19 protein-coding genes and 1 tRNA gene are annotated in these 23,512 nt (G+C 69.6%); 3 read left to right on the top strand and 17 right to left on the bottom strand.

The annotated features are described in order from the left end of the window. Nucleotide 1 precedes the first annotated feature (1 nt). From S1361_RS23390 to S1361_RS23335, 12 genes are all read right to left on the bottom strand, one after another. A complete protein-coding gene (locus S1361_RS23390) occupies nucleotides 2-706 on the bottom strand; it encodes a hypothetical protein (RefSeq protein WP_208033755.1) in 705 nt (234 codons plus the stop codon). Between the two features lie 173 nt (nucleotides 707-879). After that, nucleotides 880-4,779, bottom strand: coding sequence for a DNA-directed RNA polymerase subunit beta' (locus tag S1361_RS23385; RefSeq protein ID WP_208033754.1), 3,900 nt, complete (start codon nucleotides 4,777-4,779; stop codon nucleotides 880-882). Between the two features lie 100 nt (nucleotides 4,780-4,879). Then, nucleotides 4,880-8,365 carry a DNA-directed RNA polymerase subunit beta gene (gene rpoB, locus S1361_RS23380; protein WP_208033753.1) on the bottom strand — a complete coding sequence of 1,162 codons (3,486 nt, stop codon included), beginning with the start codon at nucleotides 8,363-8,365 and terminating at the stop codon, nucleotides 4,880-4,882. Between the two features lie 549 nt (nucleotides 8,366-8,914). Beyond that, the gene (gene rplL / locus S1361_RS23375) at nucleotides 8,915-9,304 is read right to left on the bottom strand and encodes a 50S ribosomal protein L7/L12 (protein ID WP_208033752.1); all 390 of its coding nucleotides are present in this window, start codon (nucleotides 9,302-9,304) and stop codon (nucleotides 8,915-8,917) included. 111 nt (nucleotides 9,305-9,415) lie between these two features. Continuing rightward, nucleotides 9,416-9,946, bottom strand: coding sequence for a 50S ribosomal protein L10 (rplJ, locus tag S1361_RS23370; RefSeq protein WP_014674354.1), 531 nt, complete (start codon nucleotides 9,944-9,946; stop codon nucleotides 9,416-9,418). 1,028 nt (nucleotides 9,947-10,974) lie between these two features. Continuing rightward, complete coding sequence (locus tag S1361_RS23365; protein WP_208033751.1) at nucleotides 10,975-11,892, bottom strand: SCO4651 family lipoprotein; 918 nt, start codon at nucleotides 11,890-11,892, stop codon at nucleotides 10,975-10,977. A 164-nt stretch (nucleotides 11,893-12,056) separates the two neighbouring features. After that, entirely contained in the window at nucleotides 12,057-12,782 is a 726-nt protein-coding gene (gene rplA / locus S1361_RS23360) for a 50S ribosomal protein L1 (RefSeq protein ID WP_208033750.1), read from the bottom strand. Nucleotides 12,783-12,888: 106 nt separating this feature from the next. Then, nucleotides 12,889-13,323, bottom strand: coding sequence for a 50S ribosomal protein L11 (gene rplK, locus S1361_RS23355; protein WP_023547415.1), 435 nt, complete (start codon nucleotides 13,321-13,323; stop codon nucleotides 12,889-12,891). 133 nt (nucleotides 13,324-13,456) lie between these two features. Beyond that, a complete protein-coding gene (locus S1361_RS23350) occupies nucleotides 13,457-13,909 on the bottom strand; it encodes a hypothetical protein (RefSeq protein ID WP_208033749.1) in 453 nt (150 codons plus the stop codon). A gap of 26 nt (nucleotides 13,910-13,935) precedes the next feature. Next, nucleotides 13,936-14,790, bottom strand: a complete 855-nt coding sequence (nusG, locus tag S1361_RS23345) for a transcription termination/antitermination protein NusG (protein WP_208033748.1) — start codon at nucleotides 14,788-14,790, stop codon at nucleotides 13,936-13,938. A gap of 80 nt (nucleotides 14,791-14,870) precedes the next feature. After that, nucleotides 14,871-15,158, bottom strand: a complete 288-nt coding sequence (gene secE / locus S1361_RS23340) for a preprotein translocase subunit SecE (protein ID WP_208033747.1) — start codon at nucleotides 15,156-15,158, stop codon at nucleotides 14,871-14,873. Nucleotides 15,159-15,264: 106 nt separating this feature from the next. Continuing rightward, nucleotides 15,265-15,337: transfer RNA gene (locus S1361_RS23335), tRNA-Trp, on the bottom strand. A gap of 260 nt (nucleotides 15,338-15,597) precedes the next feature. On the opposite strand from S1361_RS23335, the gene S1361_RS23330 reads away from it, so the two are divergent. Together S1361_RS23330 and S1361_RS23325 are read left to right on the top strand one after the other, a co-directional pair. Further along, the gene (locus S1361_RS23330; protein WP_208033746.1) at nucleotides 15,598-16,824 is read left to right on the top strand and encodes a pyridoxal phosphate-dependent aminotransferase; all 1,227 of its coding nucleotides are present in this window, start codon (nucleotides 15,598-15,600) and stop codon (nucleotides 16,822-16,824) included. A 127-nt stretch (nucleotides 16,825-16,951) separates the two neighbouring features. Then, nucleotides 16,952-17,992 carry an adenosine deaminase gene (locus tag S1361_RS23325; protein WP_208033745.1) on the top strand — a complete coding sequence of 347 codons (1,041 nt, stop codon included), beginning with the start codon at nucleotides 16,952-16,954 and terminating at the stop codon, nucleotides 17,990-17,992. 27 nt (nucleotides 17,993-18,019) lie between these two features. Here S1361_RS23325 and S1361_RS23320 read toward each other — a convergent pair whose 3' ends face one another. Beyond that, a complete protein-coding gene (locus S1361_RS23320) occupies nucleotides 18,020-18,628 on the bottom strand; it encodes a TetR/AcrR family transcriptional regulator (RefSeq protein WP_208033744.1) in 609 nt (202 codons plus the stop codon). 137 nt (nucleotides 18,629-18,765) lie between these two features. Between S1361_RS23320 and S1361_RS23315 the strand changes: the two genes are divergently transcribed. Further along, nucleotides 18,766-19,398 (top strand): NAD(P)-dependent oxidoreductase, encoded by a 633-nt coding sequence (locus S1361_RS23315; RefSeq protein WP_208033743.1) that lies wholly within the window; start codon nucleotides 18,766-18,768, stop codon nucleotides 19,396-19,398. A 35-nt stretch (nucleotides 19,399-19,433) separates the two neighbouring features. Here the strand turns inward: S1361_RS23315 and S1361_RS23310 are convergent, their stop codons facing one another. From S1361_RS23310 to S1361_RS23295, 4 genes are all read right to left on the bottom strand, one after another. Beyond that, entirely contained in the window at nucleotides 19,434-20,495 is a 1,062-nt protein-coding gene (locus S1361_RS23310; protein ID WP_208033742.1) for a UDP-N-acetylmuramate dehydrogenase, read from the bottom strand. A 304-nt stretch (nucleotides 20,496-20,799) separates the two neighbouring features. Further along, a complete protein-coding gene (locus S1361_RS23305; RefSeq protein ID WP_208033741.1) occupies nucleotides 20,800-22,260 on the bottom strand; it encodes an MFS transporter in 1,461 nt (486 codons plus the stop codon). 82 nt (nucleotides 22,261-22,342) lie between these two features. After that, a complete protein-coding gene (locus S1361_RS23300; RefSeq protein ID WP_208033740.1) occupies nucleotides 22,343-22,912 on the bottom strand; it encodes a TetR/AcrR family transcriptional regulator in 570 nt (189 codons plus the stop codon). 168 nt (nucleotides 22,913-23,080) lie between these two features. Next, nucleotides 23,081-23,509 (bottom strand): MaoC family dehydratase, encoded by a 429-nt coding sequence (locus S1361_RS23295; protein ID WP_208033739.1) that lies wholly within the window; start codon nucleotides 23,507-23,509, stop codon nucleotides 23,081-23,083. Between the last annotated feature and the right edge of the window lie 3 nt (nucleotides 23,510-23,512).

Below are 23,512 nucleotides of genomic sequence, written 5' to 3'. Positions count from 1 at the left end.
GCTACGTCTGCGACTCCGTGGTGTCGGGATCCGTGGTGTCGGGCTCGGTCGTTTCCGGCTCCGTGGTCTCCGGCTCGGTCGTTTCCGGCTCGGTCGTTTCCGGCTCGGTCGTTTCCGGCTCCGTGGTCTCCGGCTCGGTGGTGTCCTCCCCGGTCGCCTCACCGTGGATGGGGGCGGTGACGGTCCTACCGTCGGCCAGCGTGACCGTCAGCTCACCGCTGTACGGCCCCGGCTCTGTCGGCGTGTACTGGAACGTCACCTGGCACGGCGGTGCCTCGCCCACGCAACTGCGGGTGATCTCGACGGGCTCACCCCCGATGTTCCCGTCCTCCTTCGCCACGGGCTGGGAGCTCTCCTGATCCGACGCGTTGATCTGCACCGTCGCCTGGACCGGCTCGCCCACCCGGGTCCTCGACAGTTCGATGTCCGACGCGGAGGACCCCTCGGAGTCGCTGCCCACGAAGATGTCGCCGTTCGACTCGCCGCCGGTCGACTCCGTCTCCTCCGGGGTCGTCTCCTCCGGGGTCGTCTCCTCCGGCGTCGTCTCCTCCGAGGTCGGCGCCTCGGTCCCGGTCTCCTGCGTCCCCTCGGACGCGGTCCCGTCGCGCGTCGGCCCCCCGGATCCGCCGCCCCCGCAGGCCGCCGTCGCCAGCAGCGCGACCAGCGCCGCAGCCGCGGCGAGCCGCCGGTCCCTCGCTGACGTCATGGCGTCGGCACCTCCGCTCACGCTCGGCCAGGTACGGCGACAACGTCGCACACCGGTCCCCGGGAAGCGCGGACGGCCGCCGCTGACACGAGGCGATCACTCGAACGCCAGAACCGGACAACGCCGAAGGGCGGCCACCCCGGAGGGTGACCGCCCTTCAGTGGACGTACGCCTTACTGGTTGTACGGACCGTAGTCGTAGTCCTCCAGCGGAACGGCCTGGCCGGAGCCCGTGCCGAACGGCGAGTAGTCGATGTCGTCGTAGCCGACGGCCGAGTACATCGCGGCCTTGGCCTCCTCGGTCGGCTCGACCCGGATGTTGCGGTAGCGGGACAGACCCGTACCGGCCGGGATGAGCTTACCGATGATGACGTTCTCCTTGAGGCCGATGAGGCTGTCGGACTTGGCGTTGATCGCCGCGTCCGTCAGGACTCGGGTCGTCTCCTGGAAGGAGGCGGCCGACAGCCAGGACTCCGTCGCCAGCGAGGCCTTGGTGATACCCATCAGCTGCGGACGACCGGAGGCCGGGTGACCGCCCTCCTGGACCACACGACGGTTCTCGGTCTCGAACTTCGAGCGCTCGACCAGCTCGCCGGGCAGCAGCTCGGCGTCGCCGGACTCGATGATCGTCACGCGGCGCAGCATCTGCCGGATGATGATCTCGATGTGCTTGTCGTGGATCGACACACCCTGCGAGTTGTAGACCTTCTGGACCTCGCCGACCAGGTGGACCTGGACGGCACGCTGGCCCAGGATGCGCAGCACGTCGTGCGGGTTGGTGGCACCCACGGTGAGCTGCTGGCCCACCTCGACGTGGTCGCCCTCGCGGACCAGGACCTTGGCACGCTTCGAGATCGGGTACGCCGTCTCGTCGCTGCCGTCGTCCGGGGTGACGACGATCTTCTTGGTCTTCTCGGTCTCCTCGATCCGCACGCGGCCGGAGGCCTCGGAGATCGGGGCGACACCCTTCGGGGTACGGGCCTCGAAGAGCTCGACGACACGGGGCAGACCCTGGGTGATGTCGTCACCGGCCACACCACCGGTGTGGAAGGTACGCATCGTCAGCTGGGTACCGGGCTCACCGATGGACTGGGCGGCGATGATGCCGACCGCCTCACCGATGTCGACCAGCTTGCCGGTGGCCAGCGAACGGCCGTAGCACATCGCGCAGGTACCGACGGCGGACTCGCAGGTCAGGACCGAGCGGGTCTTGACCTCCTCGACGCCACGGCCGACGAGCTCCTCGATGAGGACGTCGCCCAGGTCGGTGCCGGCCGGGGCCAGCACCTGGCCGTCGACCACGATGTCCTCGGCGAGGCAGCGCGCGTACACGGACGTCTCGACGTCGTCCGCCTTGCGCAGCACGCCGTCGGCGCCGCGCTCGGCGATCCGCAGCTTGAGGCCGCGCTCGGTGCCGCAGTCCTCCTCACGGATGATGACGTCCTGCGAGACGTCGACCAGACGACGGGTGAGGTAACCCGAGTCGGCGGTACGCAGGGCGGTGTCCGCCAGACCCTTACGGGCACCGTGCGTGGAGATGAAGTACTCCAGCACGGACAGGCCCTCACGGAAGGACGCCTTGATCGGACGCGGGATCGTCTCGTTCTTCGCGTTCGACACCAGACCACGCATACCGGCAATCTGACGCATCTGCATCATGTTGCCTCGTGCACCCGAGTTCACCATCATGAAGATCGGGTTGGTCTTCGGGAAGTTGTCGTTCATCGCCTCGGCGACCTCGTTGGTCGCCTTGGTCCAGATCGCGATGAGCTCCTGCGTGCGCTCGTCCTTGGTGATCAGACCGCGCTCGTACTGCTTCTGGACCTTCTCGTCCTGCGCCTCGTAGCCCTTGACGATCTCCTTCTTCGCCTCGGGAACGACGACGTCGGAGATGGCGACGGTGACGCCGGAACGGGTGGCCCAGTAGAAGCCGGCCGCCTTCAGGTTGTCGAGCGTCGCCGCCACGATGACCTTCGGGTAGCGCTCGGCGAGGTCGTTGACGATCTCGGAGAGCTGCTTCTTGCCGACCTCGTAGTCGACGAACGGGTAGTCCTCGGGCAGCAGCTCGTTGAAGAGCGCGCGGCCCAGCGTGGTGTTCAGCCGGAAGCTGTCACCCTGCTGCCACTCCGGCTCGCCCTCCTCGCGCGCCGGCGGGGTCCAGCCGCGCGGCGGGATGGTGCCCACCGGGAAGCGGATGTCCACGCGCGACTGCAGCGACAGCTCGCCGGCGTCGAACGCCATGATCGCCTCGGCCACGGACGCGAACGAGCGGCCCTCGCCCTTGACGTCACGCATCTCGCCGTCGGTGGTGAGGAAGAACAGACCGAGGACCATGTCCTGGGTCGGCATCGTCACCGGACGGCCGTCGGCCGGCTTGAGGATGTTGTTCGAGGACAGCATCAGGATGCGGGCCTCGGCCTGCGCCTCCGCGGACAGCGGCAGGTGCACGGCCATCTGGTCACCGTCGAAGTCCGCGTTGAACGCGGTGCAGACGAGCGGGTGGATCTGGATGGCCTTGCCCTCGACCAGCTGCGGCTCGAAGGCCTGGATGCCGAGGCGGTGCAGGGTGGGAGCACGGTTCAGCAGCACCGGGTGCTCGGCGATGACCTCTTCGAGGACGTCGTACACGACGGTGCGGCCGCGCTCCACCATGCGCTTGGCGCTCTTGATGTTCTGCGCGTGGTTCAGGTCGACCAGGCGCTTCATCACGAACGGCTTGAACAGCTCCAGCGCCATCGCCTTCGGCAGACCGCACTGGTGCAGCTTCAGCTGCGGACCGACGACGATCACGGAACGCGCGGAGTAGTCCACACGCTTGCCGAGCAGGTTCTGACGGAAGCGGCCCTGCTTACCCTTCAGCATGTCGCTGAGGGACTTCAGCGGACGGTTGCCCGGACCGGTGACCGGGCGACCACGACGACCGTTGTCGAAGAGGGCGTCAACAGCCTCCTGAAGCATGCGCTTCTCGTTGTTGACGATGATCTCCGGGGCACCGAGGTCCAGGAGCCGCTTCAGACGGTTGTTGCGGTTGATCACACGGCGGTACAGGTCGTTCAGGTCGGAGGTCGCGAAGCGGCCACCGTCCAGCTGCACCATCGGACGCAGGTCCGGCGGGATGACCGGGACGCAGTCCAGGACCATGCCCTTGGGGCTGTTGGACGTCTGCAGGAACGCGGAGACGACCTTCAGGCGCTTGAGGGCACGGGTCTTCTTCTGGCCCTTGCCGGTGCGGATGATCTCGCGGAGCTTCTCGGCCTCCTCCTCGAGGTCGAAGGACTCCAGGCGCTTCTGCAGCGCCGCGGCACCCATCGAGCCGTCGAAGTACGTGCCGAAGCGGTCGCGCAGCTCGCGGTAGAGCAGCTCGTCGCCCTCCAGGTCCTGGACCTTGAGGTTCTTGAACCGGTTCCACACCTCGTCGAGGCGGTCGATCTCGCGCTGCGCACGGTCGCGCAGCTGCTTCATCTCGCGCTCGGCACCCTCGCGCACCTTGCGGCGCACGTCGGCCTTGGCACCCTCGGCCTCCAGCTCGGCCAGGTCGGCCTCGAGCTTCTTGGCGCGGGCCTCCAGGTCGGCGTCGCGGCGGTTCTCGATCTGCTGGCGCTCGACGGAGACGTGCGCCTCCAGGGAGGGCAGGTCGCGGGTACGGCGCTCCTCGTCGACGTACGTGATCATGTACGCCGCGAAGTAGATGACCTTCTCGAGGTCCTTCGGCGCCAGGTCGAGCAGGTAGCCCAGGCGGCTCGGGACACCCTTGAAGTACCAGATGTGCGTGACGGGCGCGGCCAGCTCGATGTGGCCCATCCGCTCACGGCGCACCTTGGCGCGCGTGACCTCGACGCCGCAGCGCTCGCAGATGATGCCCTTGAAGCGGACGCGCTTGTACTTGCCGCAGTAGCACTCCCAGTCCCGGGTCGGACCGAAGATCTTCTCGCAGAAGAGTCCGTCCTTCTCGGGCTTCAGGGTGCGGTAGTTGATGGTCTCCGGCTTCTTGACCTCGCCGTGGCTCCACTGGCGGATGTCGTCAGCGGTGGCCAGACCGATCCGGAGCTCGTCGAAGAAGTTGACGTCGAGCACTATGCGTCAATCCCTCTCAGGGTTTGTTAAGTCTGTGGTCTGAAACGGGGGCCTGGGGGTCGGCGGGGCCCTTGTGGGTCAGGGCCCCGCCGGACTCCCGTCAGACCTCTTCGACGCTGCTCGGCTCGCGCCGGGACAGGTCGATGCCGAGCTCCTCCGCAGCGCGGAAGACGTCCTCGTCGGTGTCGCGCATCTCGATGGACATGCCGTCCGAGGACAGCACCTCCACGTTGAGGCACAGGGACTGCATTTCCTTGATGAGCACCTTGAAGGACTCGGGAATGCCGGGCTCAGGGATGTTCTCGCCCTTGACGATGGCCTCGTAGACCTTCACGCGGCCGGTGACGTCGTCGGACTTGATGGTCAGCAGCTCCTGGAGGGCGTACGCGGCGCCGTACGCCTCCAGCGCCCACACCTCCATCTCACCGAACCGCTGGCCACCGAACTGGGCCTTACCACCCAGCGGCTGCTGGGTGATCATCGAGTACGGACCGGTCGAGCGGGCGTGCAGCTTGTCGTCGACCAGGTGGTGCAGCTTGAGGATGTACATGTAGCCGACCGAGATCGGGTCCGGGAACGGCTCACCGCTACGGCCGTCGAACAGCCGCGCCTTACCGGTCGGGAGCACCATGCGCTCGCCGTCCCGGTTCGGGATGGTGTGCTGCAGCAGACCCGCCAGCTCGTCCTCACGGGCACCGTCGAAGACCGGGGTGGCGACGTTGGTGCCGGGGGCGACCTGGTCGGCGCCGATGGCCTGCAGGCGCTGGGCCCACTCGTCGGCGAGACCGGAGACGTCCCAGCCGCGGCTGGCGAGCCAGCCGAGGTGGATCTCCAGGACCTGTCCCGGGTTCATTCGGGACGGCACACCCAGCGGGTTGAGGATGATGTCGACCGGGGTGCCGTCCTCCAGGAACGGCATGTCCTCGATCGGCAGGATCTTGGAGATGACACCCTTGTTGCCGTGACGGCCGGCGAGCTTGTCACCGTCGGTGATCTTGCGCTTCTGCGCGACGTAGACGCGGACCAGCTGGTTCACGCCCGGCGGCAGCTCGTCGCCCTCCTCGCGGTCGAAGACGCGCACGCCGATGACCTTGCCGGTCTCGCCGTGCGGCACCTTCAGCGAGGTGTCACGGACCTCACGGGCCTTCTCACCGAAGATGGCGCGCAGCAGGCGCTCCTCGGGGGTCAGCTCGGTCTCACCCTTCGGGGTGACCTTGCCGACGAGGATGTCACCGGCGATGACCTCGGCACCGATGCGGATGATGCCGCGCTCGTCGAGGTCGGCGAGGACCTCCTCGGAGACGTTCGGGATGTCCCGGGTGATCTCCTCGGGGCCGAGCTTGGTGTCACGGGCGTCGACCTCGTGCTCCTCGATGTGGATCGAGGAGAGGACGTCGTCCTGCACGAGGCGCTGCGACAGGATGATCGCGTCCTCGTAGTTGTGACCCTCCCACGGCATGAACGCCACGAGCAGGTTCTTGCCGAGGGCCATCTCGCCGTTCTGGGTGGCCGGGCCGTCGGCGAGGACCTGGCCCTCGACGACACGGTCGCCCTCGTTGACGATGACCTTCTGGTTGACCGAGGTGCCCTGGTTGGAGCGGGCGAACTTGGCCAGGCGGTACGTGATGTACGTGCCGTCGTCGTTGGCCGTGGTGATGTAGTCCGCGGAGACCTCCTGGACCACACCGGCCTTCTCGGCCTTGACGACGTCGCCGGCGTCGACGGCGGAGCGGTACTCCATGCCGGTGCCGACGAGCGGGGCCTCCGACTTAATCAGCGGAACGGCCTGGCGCATCATGTTCGCGCCCATGAGGGCACGGTTGGCGTCGTCGTGCTCGAGGAACGGGATCATGGCGGTCGCGACCGACACCATCTGGCGCGGCGAGACGTCCATGTAGTCCACGTCCTCGGGGCCGACGTAGTCGACCTCGCCGCCACGACGGCGGACGAGCACGCGGCTCTCCTCGAAACGGAGGTCGCTGGTCAGCGGCGCGTTGGCCTGCGCGATGACGAAGCGGTCCTCCTCGTCGGCGGTCAGGTAGTCCACCTCGTCGGTGACCTGGCCGTCGATGACCTTGCGGTACGGGGTCTCGACGAAACCGAACGCGTTGACCCGGCCGTAGGAGGCGAGCGAGCCGATCAGACCGATGTTCGGGCCTTCCGGCGTCTCGATCGGGCACATACGGCCGTAGTGCGACGGGTGCACGTCACGGACCTCGAAGCCGGCCCGCTCACGGGAGAGACCACCCGGGCCAAGAGCCGACAGACGGCGCTTGTGGGTGAGACCCGACAGCGGGTTGTTCTGGTCCATGAACTGGGACAGCTGGCTGGTGCCGAAGAACTCCTTGATGGAGGCGACGACCGGCCGGATGTTGATCAGGGTCTGCGGCGTGATCGCCTCGACGTCCTGGGTCGTCATCCGCTCGCGGACGACACGCTCCATACGCGCCAGACCCGTACGGACCTGGTTCTGGATGAGCTCGCCGACGCTGCGCAGACGACGGTTGCCGAAGTGGTCGATGTCGTCCGTCTCGACGACGACCGTCTCGCCGTTGTCACCGGTGGTCTCGGTCTCGCCGGCGTGCAGCTTCACCAGGTACTTGATCGTCGCGATGATGTCCTCGACGGTCAGGATGCCCGCGTCCAGCGGGGTGTCCGTACCCAGCTTCTTGTTGACCTTGTAACGGCCGACCTTGGCGAGGTCGTAGCGCTTGGGGTTGAAGTAGAGGTTCTCCAGCAGCGTCTGCGCGGCCTCACGCGTGGGGGGCTCGCCCGGGCGCAGCTTGCGGTAGATGTCGAGCAGCGCGTCGTCCTGGCCCTGGGTGTGGTCCTTCTCCAGGGTGGCGCGCATCGACTCGTAGTCGCCGAACTCCTCAAGGATCTGCTCGGTCGTCCAGCCGAGCGCCTTCAGCAGCACGGTGACCGACTGCTTGCGCTTGCGGTCGATACGGACACCGACCATGTCGCGCTTGTCGATCTCCATCTCCAGCCAGGCACCCCGGGACGGGATGATCTTGGCGGAGAAGATGTCCTTGTCGGACGTCTTGTCGATGCTGGAATCGAAGTAGACACCGGGGGAACGGACCAGCTGCGACACCACGACACGCTCGGTGCCGTTGATGACGAAAGTGCCCTTGTTCGTCATGAGCGGGAAGTCGCCCATGAAGACGGTCTGGGACTTGATCTCGCCAGTCTCGTTGTTGGTGAACTCGGCGGTGACGAAGAGCGGGGCGGCGTACGTGAAGTCGCGCTCCTTGCACTCGTCGATCGAGTTCTTCGGCGGCTCGAAGCGGTGGTCCCGGAACGTCAGCGACATCGACCCGGAGAAGTCCTCGATCGAGGAGATCTCCTCGAAGATCTCCTCCAGACCGGACTTGGTGGGGACGTCCTGACCGTTCTCCAGAGCCTCCTCGACCCGAGTCTGCCAGGCGGTGTTGCCGAGCAGCCAGTCAAAGCTCTCGGTCTGCAGCGCAAGCAGGTTCGGAACCTCGAGGGGCTCCTTGATCTTTGCAAAGGAGATGCGCAGCGGGGCGGTGCTGGCGCCGTTGTTCGTATTCGCGGTCGAGGCAGTGCGCGAGGCGGCCAAGAGGGGGTCCTTCCGAGGGCTCGGACTCACTACGCGCGTACCGGTCCCTCTCCCGTACACAGGGAAGGAAACCCCAGGTCAGGGGGGCTTCGGTCGACTGTGCTCGGGTGAGGGCAGACCCCTGGTGACGGGCAGGGGACAGCTAACAGGCAGCGCAAAGGGTCAGTGTAGCCACTTGGCACACTGATGTCCAGTGCGGGTTTTCGAAGACCCTCGTTGTGCTCAACGCCCTTGTCAACGCCCTCGGCATCCTGCCCTCAACGCACGTTGATACTGCCCTCTTCGTCGTCGATCCATGCCTCGGATTCGGATCCTTGTGACGACGCGTCCTGAGAATTGCGCGCTGCGTGCGGTTCGTCAAGGGCTCCTTGCCGGAACCGGGACAACGGGAGACACGACGAAGATCACCTTACCCCTCACGAACACAGGTGCAAGGTAGGCCAGGCCGGGCCCCGGGGAACGCCGAAGGGCGACCACCCGGATGGATGATCGCCCTGCGGTGCGTTCGCGTTACAGCCCTAGCGGGCCGTTTCTGCGGTCGCGAAGGTCTTACTTGACCTCGACGGAGGCGCCGGCGCCCTTGAGGGCCTCGGCGGCCTTGTCGGCCTGCTCCTTGTTGACCTTCTCGAGGACCGGCTTCGGGGTGCCGTCGACGAGGTCCTTGGCCTCCTTCAGACCCAGGGAGGTCAGCTCACGCACGACCTTGATGACCTGGATCTTCTTGTCGCCGGCGCCGGTGAGGATGACGTCGAACTCGTCCTTCTCCTCCTCGGCCTCGGCGGCGGCGCCACCAGCGGCACCACCGGCGACGACGACCGGCGCGGCGGCGGCGGCGGTGACGTCGAACTTCTCCTCGAAGGCCTTCACGAACTCGGAGAGCTCGATGAGGGTCATCTCCTCGAACTGGGCGAGCAGGTCTTCCTGGCTGAGCTTCGCCATGATGGCGGTCCTTCCACTCAAATCGGCAGGTGCCGGATGTACTGGGTAAGGCGGGCGTACGTCGGCCCGCTGCGACCCGCGCCGTTGGTGCGGGTCAGAAAGCGAGCCGAATTACTCGGCACCGCCCTGCTCGGCCTGCTTGGCGCGCAGCGCGTCCACGGTGCGGACGAGCTTCGACGGCAGAGCCTGGAAGACGGAGGCAGCCTGGGACTGCTTCGCCTTGAAGGCACCGGCCAGCTTGCTGAGCAGAACCTCGCGGGACTCGAGGTCCGCAAGCTTCTTGATCTCGTCGGCGGAGAGGGCCTTGCCCTCCAGGACACCGCCCTTGATGACGAGATTGGGGTTGTCCTTGGCGAAGTCACGCAGACCCTTCGCCGACTCCACCGGGTCACCGGTGACGAAGGCGACGGCCGTCGGGCCAGCGAAGAGCTGGTCCTCCAGCGTGATCCCGGCCTCCTTGGCCGCAATCTTGGTCAGCGTGTTCTTCACCACGGCGTACTGGGCGTTCTCACCGAGCGACCGGCGCAGCGTCTTGAGCTGCGCCACGGTGAGACCGCGGTACTCGGTCAGCACGGCGGCGTTGGAGCTGCGGAACTTGTCCGTCAGCTCCGCAACCGCGGCAGCCTTGTCGGGCCTCGCCATAGAGCCTCGGCCTCCTTCCGGGTGATTCGGACCGCGCGGACCCGAAGGAGGACTGGGTAAAACGAAACGCCCCGGCGCAGGCGCACGGGGCGGACTCGACCGGCCGCACACGCGCTCGGCGCGCGCACTCCGGGAGTTCTTCCACAGTCACCTGCGCGGGTCGCCCACTTTTCAGCGGATCCTTCGGCCACCGCACCCTCATTCGAGCGCACGGCAACGACCAGCGGTCTTTGGCTTCCCCGAGAGAGTACGGGACGGGTGCTCCCCCGAGCAAATCGACCGGTTTACGGCCGGATGGCCGGGGCGCCGGGTCCGGAGGAGTGAGGCCGGGGCGGGGGGCGCCGGGTTGGCCGGCGGGGCTTGCCGGGTGGGCCGGTGGGGCACCGGGAGCGGCTGGGCAGGGGCTGCACGGCGGAGCACCGGGTCGGCCGGGCGGGGGCTGCACGGCGGAGCGCCGGGGCAGCCGGGGCAGCGGGGGCAGCCGGGGCAGCCGGGGCAGAGCTTGCCGGGGCGGCCGGCGGGGCACCGGGAGCGGCCGGGCAGGGTCGGTACGGCGGAGCACCGGGGCGGCCGGGCGGAGCTTGCCGGGTCGGCCGGGCGGAGTCCGCCAGGGTCGGTACGGCGATGGGGGCGCCCCGGGGTGGCCTGCCCGGGTCGGTACGGGGGAGCGCCGGGTCGGCCGGGCGGAGCTTGCCGGGTCGGCCGGCGGGGCACCCAGAGCGGCCGGCGGGGGCTGCACGGCGGAGCCCGGGGCGGCCGGGCGGGGTCCGCCAGGGTCGGTACGGCGGTGGGAGCGCCCCGGGGTGGCCTGCCCGGGTCGGCACGGCCGGGCCGCCGGTGGCTGGCGCGGTGCTCGGCCGACGTCCCCGGCTGTGCGGCCCTGGACCCTGCCCGCGTGTGCGGCCCTGCTCGGCCTCCGGGGCGGCCTGAGGCGCGTACACACCCCCGGAACCGGCGGAGCCCCGGCCGGGGCCGCTCAGGCCGCCCCAGGCCGAGGCTGTGTTCCTACGACCCTCTCCCGAGAAACGTCAGGAGCTGGTGCCGGTGCCGCCGGAGGCGAGACCGCCGGACTTCATCATGTCCGCGAAGTCCTTGGTGTCGCTCGCCGGCGGCGCCTCCGCGGTGACCTTGGCGCCGTACTCGGTGTAGTACGTCGTGTTGGTCATGGCGCCGTTGGCCGTGTTCGCCTTCTCGGACTTCTTGACCAGCAGGTCCTCGTCGTCGATCCAGACGTCCACGGTCTCGGTGGTGACGCCGGCCTGGGTGAGCTGCTTCTTCAGGGCGGACAGCTGCTCGGCGCTGAGGTCGCTGGACTTCTGGGCGAGGTCGGCGACGTCGACCTTGCCCGAGTAGTGCGTGGTGTGGGCGCCGGAGACCGTCTCCTCGCCGACCTTCTTGACGTCGCCGGAGGCCAGCAGCAGCTTCACGGACTGGTTCGGCGTGGAGTTCTGGAGCTGGTCCTTCATGAACGACCCGGACGCTCCGCCGAGCTTGGCGAGGTCGTCGTAGGAGTACTTGATCCAGTGCTTGCCGCCGCCCGCCTGCTGGGCGTAGGCGTCGCTCATGTGCGCGTAGTAGGCGTCCGGCAGATACCGGGCCTCCATCGACGCGGTGCCGGCCTTCTTCATCATCTCGGCCATCTGGCCGCCGGTGTAGGTGATGGTGAGGTTGCCCTTGAGGCCGTCGCCCCAGGTGAGGGCGCCGTTCGCGGTCATCGCCATGAGGTCGCCGACGGACGTGGTGGAGCGCACCTTCGCCGAATCGGCCTTGTCGGTGGACTTCACGGCGGAGCGCAGGGCCGCGATGGGGCTGACGTGCGTCACCGTCTTGCCGGCCGCCTTGCCGCCGTCCTTGCCGGAGTCGGAGGAGCCGCAGGCGGCCACCCCGGTGAGCGCGGCCACCACCGCTATGGAAAGGCCCGCCCTGCGCACGGTAGTGCTGTTCATCTACTCCCACCCCTATTGCGTGTCCTGTGCCTGCACCGTAGCCCAGGCCACTGACAGTCGTACGAAAGGTCGCACAAAGAAAGGACGGGCCCGGAACCTACAAGGTTCCAGGGCCCGCCCTTTTTACGCGTACCTGACGCGACTACCGGTTCCGAGCCTCAGGCTCAGACGGCGGCCGGGTCCTCCTCGACGAGGAGGTTGCGGGTGCGGTTCGGGTCGACCGGGATGCCGGGGCCCATGGTGGTGCTGACCGCGGCCTTCTTGATGTAGCGACCCTTGGCGGCGGACGGCTTCAGACGGAGGATCTCCTCCAGCGCGGCGCCGTAGTTCTCCACCAGCTTGGCGTCGTCGAAGGACGCCTTGCCGATGATGAAGTGCAGGTTCGAGTGCTTGTCGACGCGGAACTCGATCTTGCCGCCCTTGATGTCGGTGACGGCCTTGGCGACGTCGGGGGTGACGGTGCCGGTCTTCGGGTTCGGCATCAGACCACGCGGGCCGAGGACGCGGCCGAGACGGCCGACCTTGCCCATGAGGTCCGGGGTGGCGACGACGGCGTCGAAGTCCAGACGGCCCTTCGCCACCTCGTCGATCAGCTCGTCGGCGCCGACGATGTCGGCGCCCGCGGCACGCGCGGCCTCGGCACGGTCGCCGGTCGCGAAGACCAGGACCCGGGCGGTCTTACCGGTGCCGTGCGGAAGGTTCACGGTGCCACGCACCATCTGGTCGGCCTTGCGCGGGTCGACACCCAGACGGAAGGCGACCTCGACGGTGGCGTCGAACTTGGTCGTGGAGGTCTCCTTGGCGAGACGGACGGCCTCGAGCGGGGCGTAGAGCTTCTCCCGGTCGACCTTGGCGTCCGCAGCGCGGAGAGCCTTGCTGCGCTTGCTCACAACTGCTCCTGTGTGTTCTGAAAGGAGTCGTGGTCATTGGGCCGAGCAGGCCCTGCCACGTGCGGCTGCGTATCGCTGGCAGCCGCATGACTTACGAAGGTGGGGTTCAGCCCTCGACCGTGACGCCCATGGAACGCGCGGTACCGGCGATGATCTTCGCGGCGGCGTCCAGGTCGTTCGCGTTCAGGTCGGGCATCTTGGTCTGGGCGATCTCGCGGACCTGCGCCTCGGTGATCTTGGCGACCTTGGTCTTGTGAGGCTCGCCGGAGCCCTTCTCGATGCCCGCGGCCTTGAGGATCATCTTCGCGGCCGGCGGCGTCTTGGTGACGAAGGTGAAGGAACGGTCCTCGTAGACCGTGATCTCCACCGGGATGACCCAACCGCGCTGCGACTCGGTCGCGGCGTTGTAGGCCTTGCAGAACTCCATGATGTTGACGCCGTGCTGACCCAGCGCCGGGCCGACCGGCGGAGCCGGGTTGGCGGCGCCGGCCTGGATCTGGAGCTTGATGAGCCCCGTGACCTTCTTCTTCTTGGGAGGCATGCTCTCTCCGGGTCCTTACTGAGAGGTTGACTGCCATCCGCGCCTCGGACCTGCACCCATGGGGGCAAGATCGCACAGATGGCATACCGCACCACGATAGCCGCTGTCCCCACCGGACAGGAAATCGCCCTGGTCAGGCGGCTTTCTCGGGGCCTTGAGACCGTCGGCCGCGCCGCACGTACGCGGCTGCGGTCAGCAGGGTGACCACGGTCGCTCCGCCCGGCACGGCGAGCAGCGCGGCCACGGTCCCGCGCCCGGTGTCCTCGGCGAGCACGACCCGCCGCGGGTCCCCGGGCGCGTGCCGTACCTCCACGGTGTCACCTTCGGCATGCCCACGCGCGCGCGTGCCGAACGGGAGGCCGGCCGTCACGTCCTGGCCCGCCAGCGGGAAGGTCACGCTGCAGCGGCCGAGGACGCACGTACCGGTGTGGAAGGTGGCCGTGGCCGGCTCGGCGTCCCGCAGTTCGCTCCGCAGCCAGGCCGCGGGGAGGAACACGGCGTACGCGGCCACGAGCAGCGCCAGTGCGGCCGCGGCGCCGAGGACGGCGGGCCGTGCACGGCGAGAGCGCCCCGGCCCGGTGCTCACCGGCGGGGCGCTCTCGGGAGACGTGATCAGTTCTTCTGGATCTGGTCGAAGGACAGCTCGACCGGGGTCTCGCGGCCGAAGATCTCGACCAGGCCCTTGACCTTCTTGGAGTCGGGGTTGATCTCGTTGATGGTCGCCTGGAGCGTGGCGAACGGGCCGTCGGTGACGGTGACCGAGTCGCCGACCTCGAAGTCCAGGACCTGGACCTCGACCTTGCGCTGCGGGGCGGGCTTGCCCTCGGCCTCGGCGGCCTCGCGGGCGGCCTTCTCCTCGGCCTCCGGGGCGAGCATCTTGACGATCTCGTCCAGGGTCAGCGGGTACGGGTCGTAGGCGTTGCCGACGAAGCCGGTGACGCCCGGGGTGTTGCGGACGACGCCCCAGGACTCGTTGGTCAGGTCCATCCGGACCAGGACGTAACCCGGCAGCTTGTTCTGCTTGATCGTCTTGCGGTCGCCGTTCTTGATCTGGACGACCTCTTCCTGCGGCACCTCGGCCTGGAAGATGTAGTCCTCGACGTTCAGCGAGACGGCGCGCTGCTCCAGGTTGGTCTTCACGCGGTTCTCGTAGCCGGCGTAGGTGTGGATGACGTACCACTCGCCGGGCAGGGTGCGCAGCTCCTCGCGGAGGGCCTCCACCGGGTCCACCGGGGCGGCCGGCTCCTCCTCGGCGGCCTCGGCGACGGCGGTCTCCTCGTCGGCCTCTTCGCCCTCGTCCTCGGCGTGCACGGCGGCCTCCTCGGCCGGCTCACCCGCCTCGGCCTCGGCAGCCTCGAACTCGTCCTGCTCGTCCGCGCCCTCGACGATGTCGAGCTCGTCATCCACCGTCTCGGCAGCCAGCCCGCGGGGCTCAGTGGCGTCGTCGTTCAGGTTCGGGTCAGACACGATGGCTGCTTCTTCCTGGATACATAGGGGTGGAACATGCGAAAACGGGCGCCGGTGCCACGGCGCCCTTCGCTCTTGGCTCAGCCGAAGACGTACTTGGCCGCGTGGTTGAGCCCATAGTCAATCACGGTCACCAGGGCGATCATGATGACAACAAAGAAGATCACCACGGTGGTGTACGAGGTCAGCTGGTTGCGCGTCGGCCAGACGACCTTGCGCAGTTCCGCGATGATCTGGCGGTAGAAGGTGGCCAGGCGCTTGAGCGGGCCCTTCTTGGCGCGCTTGCCGCCCTTGCGGACCCTCTTCTTGGACTCGGGCACCTCGTCCTGGGCATCAGGCGTGTCGATGGAGCCCACGGCGTCCGTCATTGTCCTCACCTGGTCCCGGGTCGTGGCCGTGCCGCGCCCGGTTTCTGAGCCGCACGGCGGTGCATTGCTGTACGTACATGCGCACACATCCTGGCGGTGTGTGTAGCAGGGCCGGAGGGACTTGAACCCCCAACCGCCGGTTTTGGAGACCGGTGCTCTACCAATTGAGCTACGACCCTTTGTGTGTCCCCCAACGTACCGCATCCGACCGGGTGCTCGGTGTGCACCGGTCCGGCCGCGGCTGCTGAAGGCCAACGAGGTGAGAGTGTACGTGGTCCACGGCCCGGCGTCGAACAGAAAGTGCCCGTCCAGGGCCTCGTGGCCAAAGATCGTCCTGGCCGCGGGCCGGATTCGGACCCGTGTTCACGACTCGACCCTTCCTGTTCAGTCTGTGAAACCCGTGTGCCCGGCGCGTTTCCGGTCTGGAACCATGGGCCGTATGAGCGCTGCAACCCCTCCCACCGAGCGCCGGGTCTCCGCCCGAGTCGGCGCGATCTCCGAGTCCGCCACCCTCGCCGTGGACGCCAAGGCCAAGGCCCTGAAGGCCGCCGGGCGTCCGGTGATCGGCTTCGGCGCCGGTGAGCCCGACTTCCCGACCCCGGACTACATCGTCGAGGCGGCCGTCGAGGCCTGCAAGAACCCCAAGTACCACCGCTACACCCCGGCCGGCGGCCTGCCCGAGCTGAAGGCCGCGATCGCCGCGAAGACGCTGCGCGACTCCGGCTGGGAGCCGGACGTCTCCCAGATCCTCGTCACCAACGGTGGCAAGCAGGCGATCTACGAGGCGTTCGCCGCGATCCTGGACCCGGGCGACGAGGTCATCGTCCCGGCGCCGTACTGGACGACGTACCCGGAGTCGATCCGCCTGGCCGGCGGTGTCCCGGTCGAGGTCGTCGCCGACGAGACGACCGGCTACCGCGTCTCGGTGGAGCAGCTGGAGGCGGCGCGCACCGAGAAGACGAAGGTCGTCCTCTTCGTCTCCCCCTCCAACCCGACCGGCGCGGTGTACTCCGAGGCCGAGACCGAGGCGATCGGCCGCTGGGCCGCCGAGCACGGCCTGTGGGTGCTCACCGACGAGATCTACGAGCACCTGGTCTACGGCGACGCGGTCTCGGTGTCCCTGCCGGCGCTCCTGCCCGAACTGCGCGACAAGTGCATCGTGGTCAACGGTGTGGCGAAGACGTACGCCATGACCGGCTGGCGCGTGGGCTGGGTCATCGGCCCGAAGGACGTCGTCAAGGCCGCGACGAACCTGCAGTCGCACGCCACCTCGAACGTCTCCAACGTCGCCCAGGTGGCCGCCCTCGCCGCCGTCTCCGGCGGTCTGGAGGCCGTGGCGAAGATGCGTGAGGCCTTCGACCGGCGCCGCAGGACCATCGTGCGGATGCTCAACGAGATCGACGGCGTGGTCTGCCCGGAGCCCGAGGGCGCCTTCTACGCCTACCCCTCGGTCAAGGCTCTGCTCGGCAAGGAGATCCGTGGCAAGCGCCCGCAGGACACCGTCGAGCTGGCCGCGCTGATCCTGGAGGAGGCCGAGGTCGCGGTCGTCCCCGGTGAGGCCTTCGGCACGCCGGGCTACCTGCGGCTGTCGTACGCCCTCGGTGACGAGGACCTCGTCGAGGGCGTGAGCCGGATGCAGAAGCTGCTGGCGGAGGCGCGGGACTAGTTCCCGGCGTCCACGCGCGCGTGCGGGCCGTTTCCCTCCGGGGAAGCGGCCCGCTTCTGTGTGCGAGCAAGACCCCGTGAGGGGAAACGGCTACCGGGACGGCGGTGACGTACGGCAGGATCTGGGAATGGAGCGTGTACGTGATCTCTCTGAGCTGCCGAAAGCCCATCTGCACCTGCACTTCACCGGCTCGATGCGGCCGACGACCGTCCTGGAACTGGCCGACAAGTACGGCGTCCGCCTGCCCGACGCGCTGACGGAGGCGCTGACCAGCGGGGAACCGCCGAGACTGCGGGCCACGGACGAGCGGGGCTGGTTCCGTTTCCAGCGGCTGTACGACGCGGCGCGCTCCTGCCTGCGCGAGCCGGAGGACATCCGGCGCCTGGTCCGGGAGGCCGCCGAGGAGGATCTGAAGGACGGCTCGGGCTGGCTGGAGATCCAGGTGGACCCGACGTCGTACGCGCCCCGGCTGGGCGGTCTGATCCCGGCCCTGGAGATCATCCTGGACGCGGTGGACACCACGTCCCGGGAGACCGGGCTCGGCATGCGGGTGCTGGTCGCCGCGAACCGGATGAAGCACCCCCTGGACGCGCGCACCCTGGCCCGGCTGGCGGTGCGGTACGCGGACCGGGGCGTGGTCGGCTTCGGGCTCTCCAACGACGAGCGGCGGGGCATGGCGCGGGACTTCGACCGGGCCTTCCACATCGCGCGGGAGGGCGGTCTGCTGTCGGCGCCGCACGGCGGTGAGCTGACGGGCCCGGCGTCGGTCCGGGACTGCCTGGACGACCTGCACGCCGCGCGGATCGGGCACGGGGTGCGGGCGGCCGAGGACCCGCGGCTGCTGAAGCGGCTGGCCGACCGGGGCGTGACCTGCGAGGTGTGCCCGGCCTCGAACGTGGCGCTCGGCGTGTACGAGAAGCCGGAGGACGTCCCGCTGCGCACGCTCTTCGAGGCGGGCGTCCCGATGGCCCTCGGCGCCGACGACCCGCTGCTGTTCGGCTCCCGGCTGGCCGCCCAGTACGAGATCGCCCGCACCGAGCACGGTTTCACGGACGCCGAGCTGGCGGAGCTGGCCCGGCAGTCGGTGCGCGGTTCGGCCGCCCCGCAGGAAGTGAAGGCGCGCCTGCTGGCCGGCGTGGACGACTGGCTGGCACGCCCGGCGGCCTGACGGGTCCCGGCCGGGCGGTGGCGGCCCTCAGGGCCGGTCCGCCACGGAGATTCCGCCCAGGAGGGTCCGGACGAGCCGGGTGGCGAACGCGTCCACGGGCGGGCGTTCGCCGCTGTCGGTGGCGTCGTAGGCGAAGGCGCGCTGTGCGCAGGCCCCCAGGAGGAGGGAGGCGGCGGCGTAGGTGTCGGCGTCGGCGCGGACCCGGCCGGCGGCCTGCTCGGCGCGGAGGTAGGCGTCCAGGCCCTGGAGAGGCAGGTGCGGGCCGGAACCGAGGGTGCGCAGGGCGTCGTCGTGGCGGCGTTTGAGCTGGGTCTCGGCGTACAGGGAGGCGGCGATCGGGAAGCTCTGCTCGTAGAAGAGCGCGGCCTGGCGGGCGATCTCGGTGAGGTTCTCCTCCAGCGTGCCGCGGCCCGTGCCGGCGGCGAGGCTGTCGAGCAGCGGGGTGAGCCGGGGCAGGCGCTCGGTGAGGACGCGTACGAACAGCTCTTCCTTGCTGTCGAAGTACTTGTAGAGGGCCGCTTCGGAGCAGCCGGCCGCGCGGGCGATCTCCTTGGTGGTGGCGCGGGCGAGTCCGACGGTCAGCATCAGCTCGTGGGCGGCGTCGAGGATGCGGACGCGTGCGGGCTTCGTCTCCATGGGGCTCCGATCGGGCCTTGACGTGTGGGTGAGTGTTTACCCACCCTAGACGGGCACAGGGGTGAGTGAGTACTCACCCACCACCTTGCCGCCGGAGAGCCGCGGCCGGAGTCGCGGCCGGAAAGTCGGTAGTCACCATGAAGCTCACTGTTTTCGGCGCCACCGGAGGGATCGGCCGGGAGCTGGTCCGCCAGGCCCTGGACGCCGGTCACGAGGTCACGGCGGTCGTCCGCGACCCGGCCCGGCTCGACGTCACCGGTGACCGCCTGGAGGTCGTCCGCAGCGACCTGACCGACCCGGAGGCGCTGCGCGGCGCGGTCCGGGGCCGGGACGCGGTCCTGTCCGGCCTGGGCGCGCGCAGGCGCAGGGACGCGGGGGTGGCGACCCGGCTGATCCGTACGGTGCTCGCCGCCATGGAGGCGGAGGGCGTCCGCCGGCTGCTGGTGGTCAGCGCCGGCCCGGTCGGCCCGGCCCCGGCGGGCGACGGGCCCCTGGACCGCGGGGTGCGGGGCCTGGTGTCGGCGATCCTGAAGGACGTCTACGCCGACCTGCGCGCGATGGAGGCCGAGCTGGCCCGCAGCGGCACGGACTGGACGTCCGTACGGCCGCCGCGCCTGCAGAACAAGCCGCTCACCGGCCGCTACCGCACCGTCGTCGGCGGCTTCCCGCCCCGGGGCCGCTTCATCGCGCGCGCGGACGTCGCGCACGCGATGCTGTCGATGATCGACGCCGGGGAGACCCTGAAGCAGGGGGTGGGGGTGGCCTACTGAGCCGGCGGCCGGCCCTGTCGCCGGCCCGGTCCGCGCTACGGCTGGAGGCTCACGCCCACCGTCACCGGCTCGTTGACCAGCGTGATGCCGAAGGCCTCGTGGACCCCGGCGACCACCTCGCGGGCCAGGGCGAGCAGGTCCTCCGTGGTGGCGCCGCCCCGGTTGGTCAGGGCGAGGGTGTGCTTGGTGGAGATGCGGGCGGGGCCGCTGCCGTAGCCCTTGGTGAAGCCCGCCTTGTCGATGAGCCAGGCCGCGGAGGTCTTCGTACGGCCCTCCCCCGCCGGGTAGGCGGGCGGCTCGACGCCGTCGCCCAGCCGCTCGCGCACGCGCGCGCGGAACGCGGCGAACTGCTCGTCGGTGAGGATCGGGTTGGTGAAGAAGGACCCGGCCGACCAGGTGTCGTGGTCCTCGGCGTCCAGCACCATGCCCTTGCCGGCGCGCAGCTTCAGCACGGTCTCGCGGGCGTCGGCCAGCGGCACCCGGTCGCCGGGCTCCACTCCCAGCGCGCGGGCCGCCTCGGCGTACCTGACCGGTGCGGACAGCCCGCCCGCGTCCTCCAGCTCGAAGCGGACCCGGAGCACGACATAGCGCTCGGGGTCGGCCTTGAAGCGGCTGTGCCGGTACGAGAACGCGCACTCCTCGTTCGTCAGCGTGACCGTCTCGCCGGCCCGCCGGTCGTAGGCGATCACCTCCGTGATCGTCGAGGAGACCTCCTGGCCGTAGGCGCCGACGTTCTGGATCGGCGTGGCGCCCGCGGATCCGGGGATGCCGGCCAGGCACTCGATCCCGGCGAGCCCGGCCTCCACGGTGCGGGCGACGGCGTCGGTCCACACCTCGCCGGCCGCCAGCTCCAGGGTGCTGCCGCGCAGTTCGACCCCGCGCGTGGCGATGCGCAGTGCGGTGCCGTCGAAGCCCTTGTCACCGATGACCAGGTTCGATCCCCCGCCGATGACCAGCAGCGGCGTACCGCTGTCGTCGGCCTCACTAACGGCGGCGATCACCTCGGCGTCGGTCGCGGCGGTGACCAGCCGGGTCGCGGGACCGCCCAGCCGGAAGGTGGTCAGCGGGGCAAGGGGGGCATCGTGGAGTACCTGCACGCGCCCAAGACTACGAGACACCACCGACAGCCCTGCGCCCCCGGGAGCGTGACCCGCATGGCCCGGCCGGGGCACGCGCGCGTGTCCTGTCGGCGGGTGGGCCGCGCGGACACGCGGAAGCACGCACGCGCGCGTGGACCGTCGTAGGCGCTGTCGGTCCACGCGCGTGTGCGCGGTGCTGCCGACCGGTTGTGTCGCGCACGCGCACGTGCGGGGTGCTGCCGGCCGGCTGTGTCGCCTTCGGCCGCGGCCGAAGGCGTTGAGGGTCGTTGGCCGCACGGGCTCCCCGGGCGGGCCGGCCAGGTCAGCGGGAAGCGGTTTCGAGGACCGCTGCGGGTTCCTGTCCGGCCGTCGTGGCCGGGTGTCCCGCGCCGCGGCGGCCGGGGATCACCAGGGCCGCGACCGCGGCGAGGGCGACCACCGCCGAGCCGGTGACCAGGGCCGGCCGCAGACCGTCCACGAAGCTCTGCGCGGACTCGTAGCCGCCCTGCGCCGAGAAGATCGACGACATGACCGCGATGCCGAGCGCGCCGCCCACCTCGCGCAGCGCGTTGTTCGCGCCGGAGGCGATGCCCTGCTCCTGCGGGCGGACGCTGGACATGACCAGGTTGGCGGCCGGTGCGAAGTACAGGGCCATGCCGACACCGCTGATGATCAAGGCCGGCAGCTGGACGGCGTAGGAGGCGTCGGCGGTGGCCACCCAGGCCATGTAGCCGAGGCCGGCGGCCTGCAGGAAGAGGCCCGCGGCGACGACCGGCCGGCCGCCGATCCGGTCGGAGAGGATGCCGGCGACGGGCGCGACGAGCATCGGCATGCCGGTCCACGGCAGCATCCGCAGCCCCGCCTCGGTGGGCGAGTAGCCGAGGACGCCCTGCATGTACTGGCTGAGCAGGAAGATCGAGCCGAACATGCCGACGAACATCAGCAGGCTGGCCGCGTTGATGCCGGAGAAGGCCCGGGAGCGGAACAGCCGCATCGGCAGCATCGGGGCGGCCGCGCGGGAGCTGTAGCCGACGAAGCCCGCCAGCAGCGCTCCGCCCGCGCTCAGCGCGGTCAGCACCACGGGGTCGGTCCAGCCGTCGGCGGGGCCGCGGACCAGGCCGTACACGATCCCGAAGAGCCCGCCGCTGGCGAGCAGCGTGCCGGGTATGTCGAGCCGGGCGCCGGTGCCGTACGACTCGGCGAGGCGCAGCCGGGCGAGCGGCAGCGTGACCAGGCCGAGCGGGACGTTCAGCCAGAAGATCCAGTGCCAGGAGACGTGCTCGGTGAGGCTGCCGCCGATGAGCGGCCCGGAGGCGACGGCGAGCCCGTTGACGGCGCCCCAGATGCCGTACACCGTGCCGCGCCTGGCGGCGGGTACGGCCGCGGTCAGCAGGGTCAGCGTGAGCGGCATCATCACGGCCGCGCCGACGCCCTGGACCGCGCGTGCGGCGATCAGGGAGCCGATGCCGGGTGCCAGGGCCGCGGCGGCGGAGGCACCGGTGAACACGGCGAGTCCGGCGATGAAGAGCCGGCGGCGCCCGAAGCGGTCGCCGAGCGCGGCACCGAACATCAGCAGGACGGCGAAGGTGAGCGTGTAGGCGCTCACGGTCCACTCGAGGTCGTCCAGTGCGCCGCCGAGGTCCTGGCGGATGGACGGCAGGGCGGTGGTGACGACGAGGTTGTCCAGGGCCGCCATGAACCCGGCGACGCTGGTGATGACGAGGGCCCACACCGCCCGCGCGCGGGAGGTGGTGGTGCCGGACGCTGCTGTCTCCTGTGACATCGCTCCCCCAGTGAGTGATCACTAGTTAGTTATTGATGACTAACTTTTGCGGCCATGAGAAGGCCGCGAAAAGGCCGGGCGCTCACGCTTCCAGGCGCCCCTTGATCCGGGCCGACGGGTACAACCCCTCCCACACGCGGTGCTCAGGCGGAAAGCCCATGGCCACCAGGCAGTTGACGAGCATCCCGTACGCCATGAAGTCGGTGGTCTCGTTGACGTCCGCGCCGAGCGGCAGGTGCACGGTGTCCCACAGCCGCATCCAGCCGGCCCGGACCTTCTCGCCGAACTCGCGGTCGCCCTCCTCCTCGGCCGCGGCGACGGCGACGTACATCTGCATCTGCATCAGCAGCCGTTCGGGCCGCTCCGCGATGACCCTGGTGTACGCGTTCGCCATCGCGTGCAGGGCCTCTTCGCCCCGCAGCCCCTCCGAGGCCTCCTCGAAGGTGCGGATGGTGTCCTCCACGCAGCGTTCGGCCACCGCGAGGAAGATCGCCTTCTTGCCCGGGAAGAGCCGGAACAGGTACGGCTGCGAGACACCGACCCGCTTGGCGATCGCCTCCGTGGTGGTGCCGTGGTATCCGCCGCGCGCGAACTCGGCGGTCGCGGCACGGATGACGCTCTCGCGCCGCTCCTCTGCGCTCATCCTGGGCATGCCGCTAAGTTAGTACTCAATCACTAACTTGGTCAAGGGCGCTCTCGGCCTGGGAGCGGCGGGCGATCCCGGTGCCGGAGATCAGCGAACCTCGCTCGGCGTGGGCCGAGGGGCACGCGTAAGGGGCGCCCTCCCGTGAGGACGCCCCTTACCGCCGTACTACGGCCCTCAGGCGAGTCGTACGACCGCCCGGGACATGCCCAGCACCTTCTGGCCACCACTCATGGCCGTCAGGTCCACCCGGACGGTGTTGTCGTCCAGCTTGGCCGCGACCTTGCCGCTGACCTCGATCAGGGCACCCTGGTCGTCGTTCGGGACCACGACGGGCTTGGTGAAGCGGACGCCGTACTCCACGACCGCGCCCGGGTCCCCGGTCCAGTCGGTGACCACACGGATCGCCTCGGCCATGGTGAACATGCCGTGCGCGATCACGTCCGGCAGGCCCACCTCCTTGGCGAACTTCTCGTTCCAGTGGATCGGGTTGAAGTCCCCGGACGCGCCCGCGTAGCGCACCAGCGTGGCGCGGGTCACGGGGAAGGTCCGGGCCGGCAGCTCGGTGCCGACCTCGACGTCGTCGTACGCGATGTTCGCCGTCATCGG

This window comes from Streptomyces cyanogenus, from assembly GCF_017526105.1.
Taxonomy (GTDB): Bacteria; Actinomycetota; Actinomycetes; order Streptomycetales; family Streptomycetaceae; genus Streptomyces; species Streptomyces cyanogenus.
The sequence above is the reverse complement of the archived record's forward strand: the minus strand, read 5'-3'. Positions and strand labels throughout refer to the sequence as shown.

Coding starts and splice junctions, on each gene's coding strand:
- S1361_RS23305 (WP_208033741.1), bottom strand. CDS start 22,260: ATGTCACAGGAGACAGCAGCGTCCGGCACCACCACCTCCCGCGCGCGG.
- rplJ (WP_014674354.1), bottom strand. CDS start 9,946: ATGGCGAGGCCCGACAAGGCTGCCGCGGTTGCGGAGCTGACGGACAAG.
- S1361_RS23365 (WP_208033751.1), bottom strand. CDS start 11,892: ATGAACAGCACTACCGTGCGCAGGGCGGGCCTTTCCATAGCGGTGGTG.
- S1361_RS23295 (WP_208033739.1), bottom strand. CDS start 23,509: ATGACGGCGAACATCGCGTACGACGACGTCGAGGTCGGCACCGAGCTG.
- S1361_RS23315 (WP_208033743.1), top strand. CDS start 18,766: ATGAAGCTCACTGTTTTCGGCGCCACCGGAGGGATCGGCCGGGAGCTG.
- S1361_RS23300 (WP_208033740.1), bottom strand. CDS start 22,912: ATGCCCAGGATGAGCGCAGAGGAGCGGCGCGAGAGCGTCATCCGTGCC.
- S1361_RS23390 (WP_208033755.1), bottom strand. CDS start 706: ATGACGTCAGCGAGGGACCGGCGGCTCGCCGCGGCTGCGGCGCTGGTC.
- rplK (WP_023547415.1), bottom strand. CDS start 13,323: ATGCCTCCCAAGAAGAAGAAGGTCACGGGGCTCATCAAGCTCCAGATC.
- secE (WP_208033747.1), bottom strand. CDS start 15,158: ATGACGGACGCCGTGGGCTCCATCGACACGCCTGATGCCCAGGACGAG.
- S1361_RS23325 (WP_208033745.1), top strand. CDS start 16,952: ATGGAGCGTGTACGTGATCTCTCTGAGCTGCCGAAAGCCCATCTGCAC.
- S1361_RS23320 (WP_208033744.1), bottom strand. CDS start 18,628: ATGGAGACGAAGCCCGCACGCGTCCGCATCCTCGACGCCGCCCACGAG.
- rplL (WP_208033752.1), bottom strand. CDS start 9,304: ATGGCGAAGCTCAGCCAGGAAGACCTGCTCGCCCAGTTCGAGGAGATG.
- S1361_RS23330 (WP_208033746.1), top strand. CDS start 15,598: ATGAGCGCTGCAACCCCTCCCACCGAGCGCCGGGTCTCCGCCCGAGTC.